The sequence below is a fragment of the Streptomyces lincolnensis genome, assembly GCF_001685355.1.
GTDB lineage: Bacteria > Actinomycetota > Actinomycetes > Streptomycetales > Streptomycetaceae > Streptomyces > Streptomyces lincolnensis.
This window is the reverse complement of the sequence record NZ_CP016438.1, coordinates 1815470-1835659: the sequence shown is the minus strand read 5'-3', so window position 1 is coordinate 1835659 and position 20190 is coordinate 1815470. Positions and strand designations below refer to the sequence as shown.

General features: G+C 71.9%; 19 protein-coding genes. 8 read left to right on the top strand and 11 right to left on the bottom strand.

What is annotated here, in order from left to right:
- Window positions 1-2: 2 nt before the first annotated feature.
- Window positions 3-515, bottom strand: coding sequence for a DinB family protein (locus tag SLINC_RS08070; RefSeq protein ID WP_067428486.1), 513 nt, complete (start codon window positions 513-515; stop codon window positions 3-5).
- 167 nt (window positions 516-682) lie between these two features.
- On the opposite strand from SLINC_RS08070, the gene SLINC_RS08065 reads away from it, so the two are divergent.
- Window positions 683-1588: a Gfo/Idh/MocA family protein gene (locus SLINC_RS08065; RefSeq protein ID WP_067428482.1), complete on the top strand. Its 906-nt coding sequence runs from the start codon at window positions 683-685 to the stop codon at window positions 1586-1588.
- On the opposite strand, the gene lnt is transcribed toward SLINC_RS08065, so the two are convergent.
- Together lnt and SLINC_RS08055 are read right to left on the bottom strand one after the other, a co-directional pair.
- Window positions 1512-3077 (bottom strand): apolipoprotein N-acyltransferase, encoded by a 1566-nt coding sequence (gene lnt, locus SLINC_RS08060; RefSeq protein WP_067428479.1) that lies wholly within the window; start codon window positions 3075-3077, stop codon window positions 1512-1514. The two genes, SLINC_RS08065 and lnt, sit on opposite strands and share 77 nt — an antisense overlap.
- Window positions 3078-3148: 71 nt before the next feature.
- A complete protein-coding gene (locus tag SLINC_RS08055; protein WP_067428474.1) occupies window positions 3149-3628 on the bottom strand; it encodes a nuclear transport factor 2 family protein in 480 nt (159 codons plus the stop codon).
- Window positions 3629-3720: 92 nt separating this feature from the next.
- On the opposite strand from SLINC_RS08055, the gene SLINC_RS08050 reads away from it, so the two are divergent.
- Window positions 3721-4341 (top strand): DUF4291 domain-containing protein, encoded by a 621-nt coding sequence (locus tag SLINC_RS08050; RefSeq protein WP_067428470.1) that lies wholly within the window; start codon window positions 3721-3723, stop codon window positions 4339-4341.
- Between the two features lie 34 nt (window positions 4342-4375).
- Here the strand turns inward: SLINC_RS08050 and SLINC_RS45735 are convergent, their stop codons facing one another.
- From SLINC_RS45735 to SLINC_RS08040, 3 genes are all read right to left on the bottom strand, one after another.
- Window positions 4376-4555, bottom strand: a complete 180-nt coding sequence (locus tag SLINC_RS45735) for a hypothetical protein (RefSeq protein ID WP_079164451.1) — start codon at window positions 4553-4555, stop codon at window positions 4376-4378.
- A gap of 138 nt (window positions 4556-4693) precedes the next feature.
- On the bottom strand, window positions 4694-5569 hold the full coding sequence (locus SLINC_RS08045) for an undecaprenyl-diphosphate phosphatase (RefSeq protein ID WP_067428467.1): 876 nt from the start codon (window positions 5567-5569) through the stop codon (window positions 4694-4696).
- 156 nt (window positions 5570-5725) lie between these two features.
- Window positions 5726-6196 carry a winged helix-turn-helix transcriptional regulator gene (locus tag SLINC_RS08040; protein ID WP_067428458.1) on the bottom strand — a complete coding sequence of 157 codons (471 nt, stop codon included), beginning with the start codon at window positions 6194-6196 and terminating at the stop codon, window positions 5726-5728.
- A gap of 104 nt (window positions 6197-6300) precedes the next feature.
- On the opposite strand from SLINC_RS08040, the gene SLINC_RS08035 reads away from it, so the two are divergent.
- Window positions 6301-7470 carry a thiolase family protein gene (locus SLINC_RS08035; protein WP_067428455.1) on the top strand — a complete coding sequence of 390 codons (1170 nt, stop codon included), beginning with the start codon at window positions 6301-6303 and terminating at the stop codon, window positions 7468-7470.
- Between the two features lie 25 nt (window positions 7471-7495).
- Here SLINC_RS08035 and SLINC_RS08030 read toward each other — a convergent pair whose 3' ends face one another.
- Window positions 7496-8284 (bottom strand): TVP38/TMEM64 family protein, encoded by a 789-nt coding sequence (locus SLINC_RS08030; RefSeq protein WP_067428452.1) that lies wholly within the window; start codon window positions 8282-8284, stop codon window positions 7496-7498.
- Window positions 8285-8597: 313 nt separating this feature from the next.
- On the opposite strand from SLINC_RS08030, the gene tuf reads away from it, so the two are divergent.
- Together tuf and SLINC_RS08020 are read left to right on the top strand one after the other, a co-directional pair.
- Window positions 8598-9767 carry an elongation factor Tu gene (gene tuf, locus SLINC_RS08025; protein WP_067428449.1) on the top strand — a complete coding sequence of 390 codons (1170 nt, stop codon included), beginning with the start codon at window positions 8598-8600 and terminating at the stop codon, window positions 9765-9767.
- A 98-nt stretch (window positions 9768-9865) separates the two neighbouring features.
- Window positions 9866-10711 (top strand): spermidine synthase, encoded by an 846-nt coding sequence (locus tag SLINC_RS08020; RefSeq protein ID WP_067428446.1) that lies wholly within the window; start codon window positions 9866-9868, stop codon window positions 10709-10711.
- Between the two features lie 112 nt (window positions 10712-10823).
- On the opposite strand, the gene SLINC_RS08015 is transcribed toward SLINC_RS08020, so the two are convergent.
- On the bottom strand, window positions 10824-11825 hold the full coding sequence (locus SLINC_RS08015; protein WP_067428442.1) for a DUF8017 domain-containing protein: 1002 nt from the start codon (window positions 11823-11825) through the stop codon (window positions 10824-10826).
- A gap of 120 nt (window positions 11826-11945) precedes the next feature.
- A complete protein-coding gene (locus SLINC_RS08010) occupies window positions 11946-12938 on the bottom strand; it encodes a DUF8017 domain-containing protein (protein ID WP_067428436.1) in 993 nt (330 codons plus the stop codon).
- An 86-nt stretch (window positions 12939-13024) separates the two neighbouring features.
- Between SLINC_RS08010 and SLINC_RS08005 the strand changes: the two genes are divergently transcribed.
- Entirely contained in the window at window positions 13025-13462 is a 438-nt protein-coding gene (locus tag SLINC_RS08005; protein WP_067428434.1) for a DUF4442 domain-containing protein, read from the top strand.
- Window positions 13463-13538: 76 nt separating this feature from the next.
- Here the strand turns inward: SLINC_RS08005 and galU are convergent, their stop codons facing one another.
- Window positions 13539-14486, bottom strand: coding sequence for a UTP--glucose-1-phosphate uridylyltransferase GalU (gene galU / locus SLINC_RS08000; protein WP_067428432.1), 948 nt, complete (start codon window positions 14484-14486; stop codon window positions 13539-13541).
- 598 nt (window positions 14487-15084) lie between these two features.
- Between galU and SLINC_RS07995 the strand changes: the two genes are divergently transcribed.
- Both SLINC_RS07995 and SLINC_RS07990 read left to right on the top strand, forming a co-directional pair.
- Window positions 15085-16770, top strand: a complete 1686-nt coding sequence (locus SLINC_RS07995; protein ID WP_237281992.1) for an RICIN domain-containing protein — start codon at window positions 15085-15087, stop codon at window positions 16768-16770.
- Window positions 16771-16977: 207 nt separating this feature from the next.
- Window positions 16978-19452: a beta-glucosidase family protein gene (locus SLINC_RS07990; RefSeq protein WP_067428427.1), complete on the top strand. Its 2475-nt coding sequence runs from the start codon at window positions 16978-16980 to the stop codon at window positions 19450-19452.
- A gap of 28 nt (window positions 19453-19480) precedes the next feature.
- Here SLINC_RS07990 and SLINC_RS07985 read toward each other — a convergent pair whose 3' ends face one another.
- Complete coding sequence (locus SLINC_RS07985) at window positions 19481-20119, bottom strand: nucleotidyltransferase domain-containing protein (RefSeq protein WP_067428424.1); 639 nt, start codon at window positions 20117-20119, stop codon at window positions 19481-19483.
- Between the last annotated feature and the right edge of the window lie 71 nt (window positions 20120-20190).

The following is a 20190-nucleotide window of genomic DNA, read 5'->3' as shown; positions in this document are numbered from 1 at the left end:
CGTCAGTCCCCTATGGCACCGTCGACGCGCTCGCGGATCAGGTCGGCGTGGCCGTTGTGCCGCGCGTACTCCTCGATCATGTGGGTGTAGATCCAGCGCAGGTTGAACCGGTCACCGGTGCGCTTGCTCCTGCCCACGGAGATGTCGTCCAGGCCGAAGCGGGCGGCGTTCTTCCGGGCGGTGTCGATCTCGGCCTGCCAGGTGGCGTACGCCTCCTTCCAGGTGTCGGCCTCGGTGAGGTGGAACTCGCCGTCCGGGTCGGCGTCGCTGTAGTAGATCGGCCCGGGATCGTCGTCGACCAGCACCTTGCGGAACCAGCCTCGCTCGACCTCCGCCATGTGCCGCACCAGCCCCATCAGGGACAGCTCGGACGGCTCCACGGCGGCGGTCCTGAGCTGGGCGTCGGTCAGTCCCTCGCACTTCCAGGCCAGGGTCTGGCGGTGGTAGTCCAGCCAGCCCTCCAGCATGGTGCGTTCGTCGGCGGTGGTGGCGGGTTCGCTGCGTTCAGTGGTCATCCCCGCATCCTGGCCCAACTCACCCCTGGTCACCAGCGATTTCCGGCTCCGGGGACGGCTCACCGGCCGGTGGCTTACGCGGCGGTCGTATGCTTCCGGCAGAACGCTGGCAGAGCGTCGGCAGAACGCCGGCAGAACCCGGCAGGCAACCGCTGGAGGAGAGCCTTGTGAAGGTCGGCTGCATCGGACTCGGTGACATCGCTCAGAAGGCGTATCTGCCGGTACTCGGCAGCCGTCCCGACGTCGAGCTGCACCTTCAGACCCGCACTCCCGCGACGCTCGCCCGGGTCGCCGACAGCCTGCATCTGCCCGCGGGGCAGCGCCACGCCGACCTGGACGCGCTCCTCGCCGTCGGACTCGACGCGGCCTTCGTCCACGCGCCGACCGCCGTGCACCCGGAGATCGTGACGCGGCTGCTGGAGGCGGGGGTACCGACGTACGTCGACAAGCCCCTGGCGTACGAACTGGCCGACTCCGAGCGGCTGGTGGAGCTCGCGGAGGCACGCGACATCTCGCTCGTCGTCGGTTTCAACCGGCGCTACGCCCCCGGGTACGCGCAGTGCGCCGACCACCCGCGCGAGCTGATCCTGATGCAGAAGAACCGGATCGGGCTGCCGGAGGAGCCGCGCTCGATGATCCTCGACGACTTCATCCATGTCGTCGACACCCTGCGGTTCCTGGTGCCCGGACCGATCGACGACGTGACCGTCCGCGCCCGCACGGAGAACGGGCTGCTGCACCACGTCGTGCTCCAGCTGGCCGGGGACGGCTTCACCGCGCTGGGCGTGATGAACCGGCTCAGCGGCTCCGCCGAGGAGGTCCTGGAGGTGTCGGGACAGGACACCAAGCGCCAGGTGGTCAACCTCGCCGAGGTGATCGACCACAAGGGCCAGCCGACCGTGCGGCGGCGCGGCGACTGGGTTCCGGTGGCCCGCCAGCGCGGCATCGAGCAGGCGGTGCTCGCCTTCCTCGACGCGGTGCGCGCCGGCAAGGTGCTCAGCGCCCGGGACGCGCTGGCGACTCACGAACTGTGCGAACGGGTGGTACGGGCGGTGCGGGAGCGGGCCGCCTGAGCCGGAGGAGGCGCGCGCCCTCGGCCACGGCCCACCCGGCGAGGACCAGCAGCACCCCGTGCAGCACCCAGTCGCCGTAACGGACGTACGGCGTGACGCCGCCCGCCAGCGGAACCTCGTACACCCGGGTGGTGCTCGCGTCCGTACCGAGCCACGGGCCGATGCGCCGGCCGCTCGCGTCGTAGACGGCGGAGACGCCCGTCAGCGTCGCGTGGACCATCGGGCGGCCCGTCTCGGCGGCCCGCAGGGCGGCGAGCGTGGCGTGCTGCCCGGGGGCCCAGCTCTGCTGGAACGTCGACGTGGCGGACTGGCCGACCAGGATGTCCGCGCCGTCCTCGGTGAGATGGCGGGTCATGTCGGGGAAGGCGGTCTCGAAGCACACCATCGGGCCGATCCGCAGCCCGTGCCCGACGTCCATCACCACCTGCCCGGAGCCCTTCCTGCGGTCCTCGCCCGCCGCCTTGCCGACCGAGGTCGCCCAGCCGAGCAGCGAGCGGGCCGGGATGTACTCGCCGAAGGGGACCAGCCGCATCTTGTCGTAGCGGTCACCGGTCGGGCCCCCGGGTCCGACGAGGACCGAGCTCTTGTAGATGCCGGGCCTGTCGGAGCGCCGGGCGTCCACGTTGACCAGAATGTCGGCGCCGGTCTCGCGGGAGAGCGCCGCGATCCGACGGGCCAGGTCGGGCCGGTCGCCGAGATCGAAGCCGACGCTGCTCTCGCCCCAGACGATCAGGTCCACGTCCCGGCCGGCCAGCTCGCGGGTGAGCTGTTCCTCGCGTACGAAGCGCTGGTCGCCGCCCTTGACGACACCGGGCTGGACGACCGCGATCCTGGCCTGCCTCCCGGTGTCGGGGCGCGGCGACCACACCCAGGCCGCCGAAGCCGCCACGGCGGTCGCGGCCAGGGCGGCCACGGCCGGCACCCGCGACGCGCGGACCGCGGCCAGGACGGCGACCGCCACGTTCACGGTGACCACCAGGAAGCTGAGCAGCCATACGCCGCCCACCGAGGCCAGCCGCAGCGCCGGCTCCACCTGCCACTGACTGGCGCCGAGCACGCCCCAGGGGCCGCCGAGTCCCTGCCAGGACCGCACGAGTTCCACCGCCAGCCAGCCCGACGGCAGGACGACGAGCGCGGCCGCGATCCGGCCCCACGAGGGCGCCCCGGCCAGACAGCGGCGCACCAGCAGGCCCCACGGGGCCCACAGCGCGCCGAGCAGCGCGGCGATGACGAACGTGAACACATGCAGGCTCGGCAGCAGCCAGTGGTGCATCGCCAGCATGAAGCCGAACCCGCCGCACCAGCCGTCGTACGCCGCCCGCTTCCCGGTCGGTGCCGAGCGGATCAGCAGGATCCAGGGGACGAGGGCGACGTAGGCGAACCACCACAGGGAGGGTGCGGGGAAGGCGAGGACAGGGAGGGCGCCCGCCAGCGCGGCGGCGGTCGAGCGCCGCCACGGGGAGGCGAGCCGGTGGCCGAACGTCTTCATACGGCGCCTCCTACCCCGTGGGTGACTCCAGTGTGCGCGTCGCGGGCGCCCGGGACCTCAAGGATCCCGGCTCAGTTGATCACAGGTGCCGGAGCGGGACTCGGCAGGCGCCGCCACTTCTCCTGTACGACGACTTCGCGCAGCCGCCAGCCGTCGTGGGTGCGCAGCAGCCCGAAGGCGTAGCGGCCGCCGCAGACGAAGTCGGGCGCGGCGCCTTCGTCCTCGGCGAGGCGCATGGGGTTGACGTAGTCGGCACGGACGCGGACCGTGTCGCCGGTGTCCTGGTCGTGGAGGCCGAAGCGGAGCCGGCGGTTGACGATCAGATGCTGGCGCATCGAGAACAGCCGCATGCTCTCCGCGAGCCAGTCGGCGACCCTGGCGGGTTCGCCCTCTATGCCGCCGGCCGAGCGGTAGTCCGCCCGCCCGTCGGGGGTGAACAGACCTCGGTACGCCTCCCAGTCGCCGTCGTCCACGGCTGTCGCGTAGTCGGTGATCAGTTCGTCGACGGCCAGTCGGTCCATCACGGTGGCTAGCTCCACACGCTGCGTCATCGGCTCAGTGTTGGGCATCGCGGGGGCGCCGCCAAGGGGGGCGCGGGGATATTCGGTGGCCGTGACCGGTGTCGGGGGCCGAGGCTGGGCGCGTGAACGATCAGTCAGTCAGTACCGTCGGGCAGGAGCCCAAGTACCGTGTGCGCGCCCGCCATACGGAGTCCACGATCACCGTCTACCAGGCCTACCGCCCGGAGATCGGCGGCCCGGCCGCCCGCACCGGCCGCTTCCCGTCGTCCTGGAAGCGCGACCGCATGACCTGGATCAAGCCGTCGTTCCTGTGGATGATGTACCGCTGCGGATGGGGCACGAAGGAGGGTCAGGAGACCGTCCTCGCCGTCGAGATCAGCCGGTCGGGGTTCCAGTGGGCCCTGCGCAACGCGTGTCTGTCCCACCACGTGCCCGAGCTGCACGGTGACCAGGCCGCCTGGAAGCGCCGGTTGAGGGATGCACCCGCGCGGGTGCAGTGGGACCCGGAACGGGACCTGCACCTGAACCCGCTGCCGTACCGGTCCCTTCAGCTGGGGCTCGCGGGCGAGGCCACGGCCCGGTACGCGGACGAGTGGATCGTGGGCATCGAGGACGTGACGCCTCTGGCCGCGGAGATCCACGCACGGGTGCGGGCGGGTGAACCGGAGCGCGCGGCACAGCTGTTGCCCGAGGAGCGGCCGTATCCCCTGGACCCGGGTGCGCTGGGCCACCTGGGGGCATGACCCGCCGGGGGCCGCTGCGGGCGGGGCCGCCGGTTCAGGCGGCCTCGACGACGTCACCGCGGATCGCGGCCGCCCATTCGACCACCAACAGCTCGTACTCCGCGCGCTCCTGGGCCGAGAGGGTGCCGCCGGCGCGCATCCACAGGGCGCGGATGTGTTCGTTGACTTCGGCAGCAGACCGCACGGAACCAGAGGTCATGGAATCGGGGAGCATGGGAACAAGCGTAGGCGCAAGAACTGACGGTCCGCTACCAGGCGGCTACGGATGCCGTATGTGATTGGTCACGGATTTTCCGCGCCGGTGCGGAACTCCGGCGCGACCGGGGTGAGTTGACGGCCCGGCCGCCGGATGTCAGCCCGCCGACTCGGCCGCGTGGGGGCTCAGCGCACCCGTCGTGACCAGCACGATGATGACGATGCCGAGGGCGATGCGGTACCAGACGAAGGGCATGAAGCTCTTCGTCGAGATGAACTTCATGAACCACGCGATGACGGCGTATCCGACCACGAAGGCGATGATCGTGGCGAAGATCGTCGGACCCCAGGAGACGTGGTCGCTCTCCATCGCGTCCTTGAGCTCGAACAGGCCGGAGGCGAGCACCGCCGGAATGGCGAGGAGGAAGGAGTAGCGGGCCGCGGCCTCACGCTGGTAGCCCATGAACAGGCCGCCGCTGATGGTGGCGCCGGAGCGGGAGACGCCCGGGACGAGGGCGCAGGCCTGGCAGAGACCGAAGATCAGGCCGTCCTTGACGCTCAGGTCCTCGAGCGACTTGCGCTCCTTGGCCGCGCGGTGCCGGCCGCCGTTCTCGTCACGGGCAGCCATCCGGTCGGCGATGCCGATGACGATGCCGATCACGATCAGCATCGTGGCGGTGATCCGCAGATCGCGGAAGGGGCCCTCGATCTGGTCCTTGAGCGTCACTCCGAGGACGCCGATCGGGATCGAGCCGACGATCACCAGCCAGCCCATCTGGGCGTCGTGGTCCCGGCGCATCTCCTTGTTGGTGAGCGACCGGACCCAGGCCGAGATGATCCGCCCGATGTCCTTGCGGAAGTAGATCAGGACGGCCGCCTCGGTGCCGATCTGGGTGATCGCCGTGAAGGCCGCTCCCGGGTCCTTCCAGCCCGAGAAGGCCGCGGTCAGCCGCAGGTGCGCGCTGGAGGAGACGGGGAGGAACTCGGTCAGCCCCTGGACGAGTCCGAGGATGAGGGATTCAAACCAAGACATGAGGTTACGGAGTCCAAGCGCTGATCGTGGAAGGGGCGGCGGGCGCACACCAGCTCACCGGAGGAGGTGATCAGGGCGCGAGGGGCAGCGTAGCGTCCCGGGATGACAGCCCCGGCACAGGGGCGTGGGAGCGGGGGCCCGGCCGCCGGGCGGGTGTTAGGCCGCCGTCGGTCCCGTCACCGTCCAGCCGGGGGACTGCGGGTGGGCCGTCAGGTCCTCGTGGGAGAGCGGTTCGCCGCAGGCCGCGCAGGTGACGACGGGGGTCAGTTCGTGGTGGCAGCTGTGTTCGACCACCATCGGGCGGTCGTCGTCCTGGCGGAGATGGCGGTCGCCCCACGCCATGAGGGTCAGCAGAACCGGCTCCAGTTCCAGTCCCGCCCGGGTGGGCCGGTACTCGAAGCGCTGCGGCCGCTCGCTGTAGAGGTGCTTGGTCAGGATCCCGGCGGCGACCAGCCGGCGCAGCCGGGTGGCCAGGACGTCGCGCGGGGCGCCGATGTTGCGCACGAGCTGGTCGAAGCGTCCGTTGCCCAGGCACACCTCGCGCAGGACGAGCAGGGAGTACTTCTCGCCGACGAGCGCCAGGGTGTCGGCGATCGAGCAGGGGCGCGGGTCCTTGGGAGCGGCCATGGAGCTGATTCTAGGGGAGGGTTTGTTTTTCCAACCTACGAAGCTATGGTGAGTTTGGATTTCCTACTCACCGGTAATCGCCCGTAGTCGTGGAGGCCCCCACCATGCGTGACGCAGTCATCGTCGAAGCCGTACGCACCCCCGTGGGCAAGGGCAAGCCGAACGGCGCCCTCGCCCACGTGCACCCCGTCGAACTCCTCGCCCACACCCTGCGCACTCTCGTCGAGCGCTCCGGCGTCGACCCGGCGCTGATCGACGACGTCATCGGCGGCACCGTCGACCAGGTCGGCGAACAGGCCATGAACACCACCCGCTACGCCGTCCTGTCGGCGGGCTTCCCGGAGTCGGTCCCCGCGACCACGGTCGACCGCCAGTGCGGCTCCTCCCAGCAGGCCGTGCACTTCGCGGCACAGGGCGTCATGGCGGGTGCGTACGACCTCGTGGTCGCCTGCGGTGTGGAGTCGATGAGCCGGGTGCCGATGTGGTCGAACGTGCCGCCCGGCAAGGACCCCTTCGGCCCCGGGGTCGCCGAGCGCTACCGGGACGGCGTCGTCCCGCAGGGCATCAGCGCCGAACTCATCGCCGCCAAGTGGTCCCTGACCCGCGAGCAGTTGGACGCCTTCGCGGTCTCCTCGCACCACAAGGCCGCGGCGGCCTGGGACGCCGGCCTGTTCGACACCGAGGTCGCCCCTCTGGACGGCGTCACCCGCGACGAGTGCGTACGGCCGGGCAGCACCCCCGAGACCCTCGCCGGACTGAAGCCCGCCTACTACGACCCCGCCTACGCCGAGCGCTTCCCGCAGATCGAGTGGAACGTGACCGCGGGCAACGCCAGCCCGGTCAACGACGGCGCCTCGGCCGTGCTCATCACCTCCGGCGAGACGGCGGCCCGCCTCGGCCTGCGCCCCCTCGCACGGCTGCACAGCTTCGCCGTCACCGGCTCCGACCCGATCCTCATGCTCACCGGTGTCGTCCCGGCCACGGAGAAGGTGCTGCGCCGGGCGGGTCTCTCCCTGGACGACATCGACCTGTTCGAGGTCAACGAGGCGTTCTCCAGCGTCGTGCTCGCCTGGCGGCAGGAGACCGGCGCCGACCTGGACAAGGTCAACGTGCACGGCGGGGCGATAGCCCTCGGCCACCCGCTCGGCGCGAGCGGCACCCGGCTGACGACGACCCTCGTGCACGCGATGCGGGAACGCGGGGCGCGGTACGGCCTTCAGACGATGTGCGAGGCGGGCGGACTCGCCAACGCGATGATCCTGGAAGCTGTGTAGCGGCGGCCGGGGCCGGCGCGGGGCTTCAGTGGCCGCGCAGGACGTGCCTCTTGCGCCAGGCCACCACCGCGCCCGCCAGCGCCGGCAGCGCGATGCAGGCCATCGCGATCAGGAAGGCCGGCGAGGTCGGCGTCGAGGCACGGGCGCCGGCGACGACGTACGCGGCGGTGTTCGGGATCGACCCGAGCGCCGTCGCGAGCAGGAACGGCACATAGCCCATGCGGGAGACGGAGGCGCAGTAGTTCGCGGCCCAGAACGGCACACCGGGGAACAGCCGCGCCGCCAGCATCGAGCGGAAGCCGTGCCGGCTGAGCTGCCCGTCCGCGGCCTTCAGCCAGCGCCCCCGCAGCAGCGGCCGCAGCGCGTCCTGGCCGAGCACCCGGCCGAGCGTGAAGGCGATACCGGCACCGATCACCGTGCCCGCGATCGCCGCGCCGGTGCCGAGCTGCGAGCCGAAGAGCGCGCCCGCCGCCAGGTTGAGCAGCGGGCGGGGCACGAAGGCGACCGTGCACAGCCCGTACGCTGCCGCGAACACCAGCGCCGCCGCGGCCCCGCCGAGCTGCGGCGGCCAGCCGTCGGCCAGCAGCCGCTGCGGTTCGAAGAGCAGGACGGCCGAGGCGGCACCCGCGAGCAGGGCGAACAGCAGGGACAGCCGCGACCAGGGGGACAGCAGTACTCTCGTGCAGCGCGCGGCGAAGCCCGACGGAGCCGGGACGGCGAGGTCCGCGGCGGGGACGGCGACGGCGAGTTCCGAGGCGGAGGCCGGGGGAGAGGCCGTGGCGGTGCCGCCAGAGCGGGTGGTGGCATCGAGCATCCGGTGACACTAACCGACAAATGTGTGTGATCGCCGTATGGATCCTGTGCGTTGTGCGCCCAGGGGGTCGCGAAAAACCATTCGACGTGGGACAACGCGTCGGCAATGATCTGCGTCATGTTCCGGTACGCCTTCGTTCTCGCAGCATCCGCAGTCGCGGATGCTCCGAAGGCTGCCGTTCCCGTCTTCCTGGCCGCAGCAGACGGCGCCCGAAGCTGACCCTCTCCGGATCGTCCGGCGGACCCCGCAGGGGGAGGGTCGGCGAGTCCTTGGGGGTCCCCACACTTCACCGCAGAGGCTTCGAGGTATCGCCATGCCCAAGACGGCATACGTCCGCACCAAACCGCATCTCAACATCGGCACGATGGGTCACGTCGACCACGGCAAGACCACCCTGACCGCCGCCATCACCAAGGTCCTCGCCGACCGCGGCGCCGGCACCTTCGTGCCCTTCGACCGCATCGACCGGGCCCCCGAGGAGGCCGCGCGGGGCATCACCATCAACATCGCGCACGTCGAGTACGAGACGGACACCCGGCACTACGCCCACGTGGACATGCCGGGCCACGCCGACTACGTCAAGAACATGGTCACCGGGGCCGCGCAGCTCGACGGGGCGATCCTCGTCGTCTCCGCGCTCGACGGGATCATGCCGCAGACCGCCGAGCACGTACTGCTCGCCCGCCAGGTGGGCGTGAACCACGTCGTCGTCGCCCTCAACAAGGCCGACGCGGGCGACGAGGAGCTCATCGACCTGGTCGAGCTGGAGGTGCGCGACCTGCTCACCGAGCACGGCTACGGCGGGGACGCCGTGCCCGTCGTACGGGTCTCCGGGCTGAAGGCCCTCGAAGGGGACCCGCGGTGGACGGCGTCCGTCGAGGCGCTGCTCGACGCGGTGGACACCTACGTGCCCATGCCCGAGCGGTATCTGGACGCGCCGTTCCTGATGCCCGTGGAGAACGTGCTCACCATCACCGGCCGGGGGACGGTGGTGACCGGCGCGGTCGAGCGCGGCACCGTGCGGATGGGGGACCGCGTCGACGTCCTCGGTGCCTCGGTGGAGAGCGTGGTCATCGGCCTGGAGACCTTCGGCAAGCCCATGGAGGAGGCGCAGGCCGGGGACAACGTGGCCCTGCTGCTGCGCGGGGTGCCCCGGGACGCGGTGCGGCGGGGGCATGTCGTGGCGGCGCCGGGGAGTGTGAAGCCGCGGCGGCGGTTCTCGGCGCAGGTGTACGTGCTGTCCACGCGTGAGGGCGGGCGCACGACGCCCGTCTCCACGGGGTACCGGCCGCAGTTCTACATCCGGACGGCGGATGTGGTGGGCGACGTCGACCTCGGTGACATCGCGGTCGCCCGGCCTGGTGACACGGTGACGATGACCGTGGAGTTGGGGCGGGAGGTGCCGTTGGAGCCGGGGCTGGGGTTCGCCATCCGTGAGGGTGGGCGGACCGTCGGTGCGGGCACCGTGACAGCCGTCGAGTGAGGGTGGCTGGTGCATGTGGGGGACTGCGGGCCGGTTGTGGCTGGTCGCGCAGTTCCCCGCGCCCCTGAGGGGCGCTCCAGTGCGGGCACAATTGAGAGGTGACCGAATCCTTGCCCGTCGCCCGTGCCGTCGATCATGGGTTCGCCAAGTTGATGCCCGATGTCGATCGAGCGCGGGCCTGGCTGCTCACGGTCGACGGGGCGCCGCAGTCGTACGTCGATCTGGATGATCCGGCGCATCTGGAGTTCGAGTACGCGCGGCGGCTCGGGCATGTGCTCGACATCGTCGCCGAGGAGGGCCGGCCGCTGGACGTGCTGCATCTCGGCGGGGGCGCGCTCACCCTGCCCCGGTATGTGGCCGTCACGCGGCCCGGCTCGCGGCAGGACGTGGTCGAGGCCGACCGGGGACTGCTGGAGCTGGTCCTGGAACACCTGCCGTGGCCCGAGGGCTCGGGCATCGCCGTGCACGCGGCGGATGCCCGGGCCTGGCTGGAAACCGCGCCCGCCGACGCCGCCGACGTCCTGGTCGCCGATGTCTTCGGCGGGTCCCGTGTCCCGGCGCACCTGACATCCGTCGCCTACGCCGGGGAGGTCGAGCGGGTCCTGCGCGGCGACGGGGTCTACCTGGCCAACCTCGCCGACGCCGTGCCCTTCGCCTTCCTGCGGTCCCAACTGGCCACCTTCGCCACACGGTTCGAGGAACTCGCGCTGATCGCCGAACCGGGCGTACTGCGCGGACGCCGGTTCGGCAACGCGGTGCTCGTCGCCTCCCACCGTCCGGTGGACCTGCCCGCCCTGGCCCGGCTCACCGCCTCCGACGCCTTCCCGGCCCGGGTCGAACACGGGGCGGGACTGCGGGACTTCGTCGCGGGCGCGAGCCCGGTGCGGGACGAGGACGCCGTGCCGTCACCCGAGCCTCCTGCCGGGGCGTTCGGCATCGGCTGAGCCGTTCCCGGCATCCGGTACCGCGAGCGCGGCAGAGCAGAGGGGAGGCCCGGAGGCTGTCGCCCCCAGGCCCTCGACCCGCCACAGACCCTTCCGGCCCGAACCGCCCGGCTCAGCCCGTCGGTTCGCCGTGCACGCGGACGGTGCTCAGGATCTTCAGGATGGTCTCCTTCGGCACCTCGCCCTTGACGCCCTTCGCCCCGAAGAAGTTGAAGGAGACGAAGTCGCCGGTGGAGTTCTGGAAGCCGAAGGTGAGCGCCTTGCCGTCGCTCGCGCACTTGCCCTTGGCGGGGGTGTTCGTCGACGACGCCCAGGCGTAGCTGCCCTTGATGCCCGACGCGGTCGTGAAGGGCGTGGCCTTCTTGTCGGTCGTCACGCTCTTCTTGTCCGGCTGCGTGTAGCCGCCGTAGACCCACCAGGCGGGAGTGTTGAGGGCGACCTCGTCGGTGTCCTTGGCGCCGTTGGCGCCCTTGACGCCGACCGCGCCCAGTTCCGTGGTCTCGGTCTTGCCGTTCTTGTCGTCGTCGGACGAGCACCAATTCGACTTGTAGATCGCCGGCGCCGACATCGTGATGATCGGCTTGAGCTCGTCGGAGTTCTCCTCCTCGAACGCGATGGCCGACTGCGCGGACTGCACCTCCCAGTCCGCCGGTACGTCGAAGGCCGCGCCCCACTTGGGGTTGACGACGATCTTCCAGCCCGTGATGGTCGCCTGCTCGCTCTCCCCGCCGCGCGGGTTGCCCTCGGAGGGAGAGGCGCTCGGCTGGGCGGACGGGCTCGTCGACGGCTTCGCGTCCTTGCCGCCGTCGTCGGCCTTGTCGTCCTTGTCCCCGCCCAGCACCAGGAAGCCGGTCACACCGGCCGCCACGACCACCGCCAGGGAGGCCACGATCGCGACCACCTTGGTGCGGTTTCCGCCACCGCCCTGCGGCGGCTGGGGAACGCCCGCCGGGGCCGGAGTGCCCCACTGCGGCTGCTGCCCATAGGGGCCCGGCTGCTGCTGGTAGCCGGGCTGCTGGTACGGATTCGGCTGCTGGTACCCCGGCTGCTGGTACGGGTTGTTCTGCTGTTGCGGGTTCTGCTCGCCCCCGGGCGGCTGCTGTCCTGGCCACATGAGCAGTCACCCTAGTGCCGCGAGGGACACGTTTCGGTCACCGGGCCTTGTCAGGGACGTAGCAAATCGGTGTGCTGCGTAAACCCCGCCCCGGCCGGCCCGGTGTGCCGGTGGCCCCGCTCAGTCCGCGTCGGGCATGAAGATGCGCACGGTCTTCATGATCTTCTCGACCGTGGCGTCGGGGACCTCCTCGCTCACGCCCCTGGCTCCGACGAACGACCAGGACGCGAAGTTGCCGCGGGCGTCCTTGAAGCCGAAGGTCGTCGCCTTGCCGTCGGTGTCGCACTTGTCCTTCTTCACGGCACCGGAGGACCGGGAGGTGGCGACGCTGCCGGTGAGTCCGGAGGCGGTGGTGAAGGAGGTGACCGGACCGGTGGTGATCTTCTTGCGGTCCGGCTGGGTGTACATGCCGTAGACCCAGGTCGCCGAGTCCTCGCGCGCGACCTGCGCGGTGCTCTGCACGTTGTTGTTGCCCCTGCTCCCGGCGCTGGCGAGCGGCGCGTAGTCGATCTCGCCGTCCTTGTCCTCGTCGGTCCCGCACCACTTCTCCTTGAGGTCCGCGGGGGCCTGCATGGCGACGAGGGGGTTGTCGTCCGGGTCGTCGTTCTCGGAGACCCAGGTGATCAGCGTGCGCGGCTTCAGCGCCCAGTCCGCCGGCACCTCGAAGGCGACGCCCGCGTTGGGGTTCACCACGACCTTCCAGCCGGCCACGGTCGGCTTCTGCCCGTCCCCGCCCCGCGGATCGCCGGACGGCGACGGCGACGGCGACGGCGAGGGTGAGGATGAGGAAGAAGAGGTGGGGGAGGGCGACGGACCGGGCGCGGCCTCGTCGTCCGTGCCGCCGCCCAGCAGGACCGCCCCCGTCACGGCGGCGGCCGCCACGACGGCCAGGGCCGCGGTGATCGCGATCACCTTGGTCCGCCGTCCGCCGCCCGGCGGGGCGGGCGGACCGGGCGGGGCGGCGCCGGCCGGAGCGGTGTGCCACGCGGGCGGCTGCTGCTGGAGATACGGGTTCGGCTGCTGGTACCCGGGCTGCTGGTACGGATTCCCGGTGGCCGGAGGCTGCTGTTGCGGGTCCTGCCCGCCCCCCGGCGGCTGTTGTCCTGGCCACATGGGCCGTAAGGATACGACGATGATCACACCTCCCTGGCCAGTGGCTACTACTCGTGGGTAACATCGCGGCCATGAGCGCAGACCAGATGTCGATCGGCGAGATGCTCGCCGCCACGGTGCCGATGGCCAGGACCCTGAAGCTGGAGTTCCTGGAGACCACCCCGGACAAGGCCGTGCTGGCACTTCCCGACCAGGGCGAGTACCACAACCACGTCGGCGGACCGCACGCCGGAGCGATGTTCACGCTGGGCGAGTCGGCGAGCGGGGCGATCGTGCTCGCCGCGTTCGGGGAGCAGCTCTCCCGTGCCGTACCGCTCGCGGTCCGCGCCGAGATCACCTACAAGAAGCTCGCGATGGGCCCCGTCACGGCGACCGCGACGCTCGGTCGCCCCGCCGCGGAGGTCGTCGCGGAGCTCGACGAGGGCAAGCGGCCGGAGTTCCCCGTGTCGATCGCCATCCAGCGCGAGGACGGCGCGGTCACCGGTGAGATGACGGTCGTCTGGACCCTGCGCCCCAACGGCTGAACGCCCTCGTGCGACAAGGGCCCCGGTACCGGCGAGGAAGACCACCGGGGCCCTTGGCGCTGTTCTCCGTTCTCCGTCAGGCCGCGACACGGCGGGAGCCGGTGCCGCCGTTCTCCAGGCCCGAGACGAACTCCTTGAGCCAGGCCGTGAACTCGGGCCCGAGGTCCGGGCGGTCGCAGGCCAGCCGGACCACCGTGCGCAGATAGTCCGCCTTGTCGCCGGTGTCGTAGCGCAGCCCGTCGAAGACGACCCCGTGCACCGTGCCGCCCGCGGCGAGGTCCTGGAGGGCGTCGGTCAGCTGGATCTCGCCGCCGCGGCCGGGCGGGGTGCGCTCCAGGGTGTCGAAGACGGCGGGATCGAGGACGTACCGGCCGATGACCGCGTACGCGCTCGGCGCGTCCTCGGCCGACGGCTTCTCGACCAGGCCGGTCACGCGGACGACGTCCCGCTCGGCCGTGGTCTCGACGGCGGCGCAGCCGTAGAGGTGGATCTGCTCGCGGGGCACCTCCATGAGGGCCACCACGCTCCCGGCGTACCGGTCGCGGACGTCGAGCATCCGGCTGAGCAGGGTCTCGCGGGGGTCGATCAGGTCGTCGCCGAGCAGGACGGCGAAGGGCTCGTCGCCGACGTGGCGGCGGGCGCAGAGCACCGCGTGGCCGAGGCCGAGGGGCTCGCCCTGGCGGATGTGGTGGATGTTGGCCAGCCGGGCGGGGTCGCGCACGGCGTCCAGGCGGACGGTGTCGCCCTTGGCGGCGAGGGCCTGTTCCAGTTCGTGGGCGTTGTCGAAGTGGTCCTCGATGGCCCGCTTGTGCCGGCCGGTCACCATCAGGACGTCGTCGAGCCCGGCCGCGGCGGCCTCCTCGACGACGTACTGGATGGCGGGCTTGTCCACGACCGGCAGCATCTCCTTGGGTGTCGCCTTCGTCGCGGGCAGGAAGCGGGTGCCGAGACCGGCGGCCGGGACGACCGCCTTGCGGACGGGGTGGGCGGGGCCGGGGGTGGAGGTCGTGTGGGGGACGATCATGCGGCTCATGCTGGCCCACGCGGATGAGAGTGCGCCGAGAGGAACCTCTCAGCTTGCTGTGGAGGTCCGCCGTGCGGTCACGGCCGGTCGGAAGTTGGAGATTTTGTGTGCCAACGAGCCTGCGGCGCACACAACTTGACGTGCCCGTTCCGGGGATTTTTTCGAATGCGGGTGCGGATACCGCCGGTAACATTTTTGAAGTGGTCCCGTTTTGAACATACGTCACTCGAACTTCTTGTTTCCTCTGCGTCAATTGTGCGAAAGTGAGCGCCCCGTTACCCACGGGTTCCAAAACCGTGCCGCACCTGACGCGGCATAGGTATGCACCAATCAGTCATCTCTTTCCTATGGACGCGTATTCGGCATGCCGTCCTGCGGCATGGAAGGAATTGGTCGAGTGGAATCCCCCTACCCCCCACGCCCCCCTTACCCGCCCCGACCCGGCGCAAGCCCGGGGGAGTCCGACAGGGAACTCGTCGCCCGGCTGGGCGGAGCCACCGCGGACGCCCACGCCGTCGCCCTACTGATGGCCAGGCACTGGCGAGCGGCCCACGAGTACGCCGTCATATGCCTGGCCTCCCAGGAGGGAACGGCGGGTATGGCGACCGCCGCCGCCTTTCACCGGGTGCTGGGACGAGCGGGCGGTGGCGCCGTGCGGCCCCAACTCCTGCGCGCGGTACGGGACACGGTGAAGGAGTGGGCCGCGGACGGCACCCTTTCCGCGGTGCTGCCGGAACTCCGCAAAACGACCGGGGGTCGCGGTCTGCGGGCGGCGCGGTCCGTCACGCCCGAAAGGCGGCGGCTCGCCGAGCGCGCATTCCAGGGCCTTCCCGGAGCCTCGCAATGCCTGTTGTGGCATGTGGAGGTGGAGGCCGAGTCCATATCCGTACCGGCCGGTCTGCTGGGGGTGGACGCGGCCAGGGCGGCGGCCGCTCTGGAGCAGGCGCGCGAACAATTCCGCACGGGCTGTGTACGGGCCCACCGCGAACTCGCGCCCAGCAGCGAATGCCGTTTCTACAACCGTCTCCTCGATGTCCCGATTCGTCGCGGAGGCGCCCTGCTCCCGGATGTCCAGCAGCATCTGACGTCCTGCCGCTACTGCCGGCACGCCGCCGAGCAGCTCAGTCATTTCGAGGGCGGCCTGGAGGCGCTGCTCGCCGAGACCGTGCTCGGCTGGGGGGCCCACCGCTATCTCGACTCCCGGCCCGACCGCGCCACCGGCTGCCCGGCCACGCCGGCCCGTCAGGCGGTGCGAACCAGAGTGGGCGGACGGCACCGGCCCTCCGCCGGTCTCCTCCCTCCGAGCCGCGGACGCGCCAAGGCCGTGCTCGTGGGCGCCGGTCTGACCTCCCTCGCCCTGCTCGCCACGGTGCTCGTCGCCAGAGGCTGGTCCGAGGAGGGCGGTGCCGCCGGACCCGGACCCACCTGGGGAGCGATCAGCGGCAACTCCGTCACGCCCGGCTCCACGGGCACCTCGGACGATTCCGCGTCGGGCCGCTCGCCCTCCGCAGCCTCCGTCGGCAACCCCGTCGAGGTCGGTCACGGCAGGCTCCACAACTCCGCCACCGGGCTGTGCCTCGACGTCCTCGACGGCAGCCCCGAAGACGGCGCCGCCGCCGTGCTCGCCGCGTGCTCGGCGGCCGGCTCGCAGCAGTGGACGTACCAGGACGACGGTCTGCTCCGCTCGGCCACCACTCCGACGCTCTGCCTCGACGCGGACGCCGACGAAGGCACCGTCGTCCTGGCCGACTGCGTGGTGCACGCGGGCGAGGTGCGCTACGACCTCACCGTGCGCGGCGAGTTGCTGCTGCGCCGGGGCGAGGGGCGGCTCGTGGCCCCGGGGCCGGGCCGGACCGTCGTCGTCACCGAACGGGACCACTCCGCGGAACAGCGGTGGATGCTGGAGCGAGCGGACGAGCAGCCGAACGGCACGACGGGCGGACCGCACGTGGGAGACGGCACTCCGGACGGCCCCCTCGGCCGACGGGACGCGCCGGAGACCCTCCCGTCGGCGCCCGGCACCGACGACAGCCTGCGCAAGGCCCCCGAGGACCCGTCGGCCGGGCCGGAGACTCCGCCCGAGCGGTTCGAGACGCGACGGGTCGCCGAGGTGGACTGCTGCCAGGAAGGCGAACCAGCGGGTCCGGCGGCTCCCTTGGAGGGGGCGGGCACCGGTGTCGTGGGCGGCGTTCTCGACGGCGCGGTGTCGACCGTGACCCAGGTCGGCACGGCCGCCGTCACGACGGTGACCGCAGGTCTGTCCCTCGGCGCCCCGCGCCGCTGACACGACGGCCGCAGTGCCACGAGTCCCGGGCCGGGGGTGGCCCGGGACTCGTCGTGTGCCGACGCAGGGAGACGAGTCACCGGCGGGCACGCCCTCCTTCCGTGCCAGGTGGTGTCGCTGACGGGGTGTCAGGCCGGTCTGGCGCATAGTGCGGGGACCCCCAGCGGTTCACCACGTCGTGCCCGCGCACCGAAGGAGTGACGGTCCATGCCCGACACCGCTTCCACGGTCTCCCGACGGTCCGCCCTGCGGCTGCTGGGCGGCGCGATCGCCGTGGCCGCCGCGGCGACCGGCGGCTCCGCCCCTCCCGTGCACGCGCTCACCGGAGCCGACCGAGGCGCCGGCCCCCGTGTCGAGGCACTCCTCGCCCGGCTCACGCTCGACGAGAAGATCTCCCTGCTGCACGGCGCCACCGACCCCGACCCGCTCGGCCAGGCGGGCTACGTCCCCGGAGTGAAGCGTCTCGGCATCCCGCCGCTGCGTCTCGCCGACGGCCCGGCCGGAGTCCGCGTCACCCGGCACGCCACCGCCCTGCCCGCGCCGGTCCTCCTGGCCGCCGCCTTCGATCCGGAACTGGCCCGCCGCTACGGCCGGGTCATCGGACACGAGGGCCGCGCCCTCGGCCAGGACGTCCTGCTGTCCCCGATGGTCAACCTCATCCGCACCCCCTACGCGGGCCGCAACTTCGAGACCTTCGGCGAGGACCCGCTGCTCGCCGCCGACCTGGTCGCCGCCGAGATCGAGGGCATCCAGGGCGAGGGCCTCGTCGCGACCGTCAAGCACTACGCGATGAACAACCAGGAGAAGGACCGCATGTCGGTCGACGTACGCGTCGGCGAACAGCCCCTGCACGAACTGGAACTGCGCGGCTTCGAGGCGGCCGTCGGCGCCGGCACCGGCGCGGTCATGGGCGCCTACAACAAGGTCAACGGCACCTTCGCCTGCGAGAACAAGACCCTGCTCACCGACATCCTGCGCGACCGGTGGGGCTTCGACGGCTGGGTGATGACCGACTGGTTCGCCGCCCACAGCACGAAACGGGCCCTCACCGCCGGCCTCGACATGGAGATGCCCGACGGCACCTACTTCGGTACGGCGCTCAGGTCGGCCGTGGCGAACGGCAGCGTGCCCGAGCGGTACGTCGACCGGGCCGTACGCCGCGTCCTGCGCGTCATGGACCGCTTCGGGCTCCTCGACGGCAGCGCGCCACCGCGTCCCGAGCGCGATGCCGCGGCCGGTGCCGCCGTCGCCCTGGAGGTCGCGAAGGCGGGCGCCACCCTGCTGCGCAACGAACGCGGCACCCTGCCGCTGCCCGGCGGCGCGAGCATCGCCGTGATCGGCCCGACGGGCGAGCGGCCCTTCGTCAGCGGCGGAGGCAGCGCCCATGTCGTCCCGGACCACGCCGACAGCCCGCTCGACGCCATCAAGTCCCGTGCCGGGAAGGTCACTTACACCCTCGGCGAGGACCTCTTCGGCAAGCCGATCCCCACGGCCGCCCTGAGCCCCGCCCTCGACGGCGAGGGGCAGCGGGTCGACGCCGGGAAGACCTGGACCTACGACGGCACGCTCACCGTCCCCGGCGCCGACGAGTGGACCTTCGTCCTGCACTTCTCCTCGGCACCCACCGCACGCCCCAAAGTCCTCCTGGACGGCGAGGAACTCTTCCCCCTCGCCCCCGGATACGGCGAGTACTTCTCCGGCGGCCTGGTCTCCGCCGCACCCGACGGCCTCACCGTGCGACGGGCGACGCGCAAGCTCGCCGAGGGCGCCCACACCCTGCGGATCAGCGCGGCGGGCGGGGACAGCGGACAGCTCTTCCGGCTGCGGCGCATCACCGGCGCGACCCGCGCGCAGGACGTCGCCGCGGCGGTGCGGGCGGCCCGCACCGCACGTCACGTCGTCCTCTTCGCCTACGAGGACGCCACCGAGGGCCAGGACCGCACGACCCTCGCCCTCCCGGGCAACCAGGAGCGGCTGATCGACGCCGTGACGGCGGCCAATCCGCGCACCACCGTCGTCCTCAACACCTCCTCCTCGACGTCGATGCCCTGGCTGGAGCGCACCGGCGCCGTCCTCCAGATGTACTACCCGGGCCAGGAGGGCGCGGCCGCCACCGCCGCCGTCCTGTTCGGCGACTGCGATCCCGGCGGCCGCCTCACCCAGTCCTTCCCGATCGACGACGACCACCACCCCCTCGCCGGTGACCCCCGGCGCTATCCGGGCGTCGACGGCACCGAGCAGTACTCGGAGGGGATCCACGCCGGATACCGCTGGTACGACGCCGAGAACGTGCGGCCGCTGTTCCCCTTCGGCCACGGGCTGTCGTACACCTCGTTCGCCTACGAGGACCTCTCGGCGCGTGGGCACCGACGCGGCCTCGACGTGAGCTTCACCGTCCGCAACACCGGCCGCCGCGCGGGCGTGGCCGTGCCGCAGGTGTACGTCGGGCCCTCGCCCGACCTCCGACTCGACCAGGCCGTACGGGTGTTGGGCGGCTACCGGCGACTCACCCTGCGTCCGGGGCAGCGCAGCCAAGTCACCGTCCGGGTCGACGCGCGCACCCTGTCCTCGTGGGATCCACAGCGGCACGACTGGGTGCCGGGGACCGGGCGCCGGCGGGTGTGGGTGGGGGCGTCGGCCCGGGACCTGAGGCTGCGGACGAGCGTGGAGGTGGGCCGGTGATCCGGCGCCGGGGGCCCGGCCCGCGACACTACGCGGCCAGTACCGCCAACCACCGGTGGCCGGGGTGGATCCGTTCCAGCCATCCGCTCAGGGCGTCCCGCCTCGCCCGGTCCAGCAGCGGCAGGGTGCCGTCGAAGTCCGCCTGGTCCTTGGGCCGTGTCGCCTTCGCCTTGAACAGCAGGACAAGCTCCGGCGCCAGGTAGGGGATTCCCTCCGCCGTCCGCTCGATGATCGCGTCGTACGGCAGCCGCAGACCGTCGTCCCGTCGGCAGATCCACGTCGGGCCCTCGTGCGGCTCGCGGAAGGCGTCGAACAGGAATTGGCCGCTCGCCGGATCCCGCAGCCAGGTCTGGTGCGTCGCCGCGAGCACCTCGGCGTCCGCCGCCGCCCAGATCCGGCCCCACCCCACCGCGTCCCAGACGTACTCGGGGAAGCGGTCCCGGATCTCCGCGAACTCCGCGGCGGGCACCGCGATCTCCAGATCGCCGTGCGGTCGCGACTGCGCTCCGCGGAACAGGTCCAGCGCCCATCCCGCCGCGACGCACCAGGGTGCCCGGACGCCGGCCAGCCGCTCCGCGACGTGTTCCGGCCGCCAGGCATCGGCCCATCGGGCACTCAGTTCGTCCGCGTCGGGCACGACGCCGCCGGGCGGCGGGGGTCCAGTCACATCGGCACAACCTACCGTCGCGGTCCGGTCCGAGCGCGGTCCTCGCAGGACCTCGAACGCGTCGGCAGGGC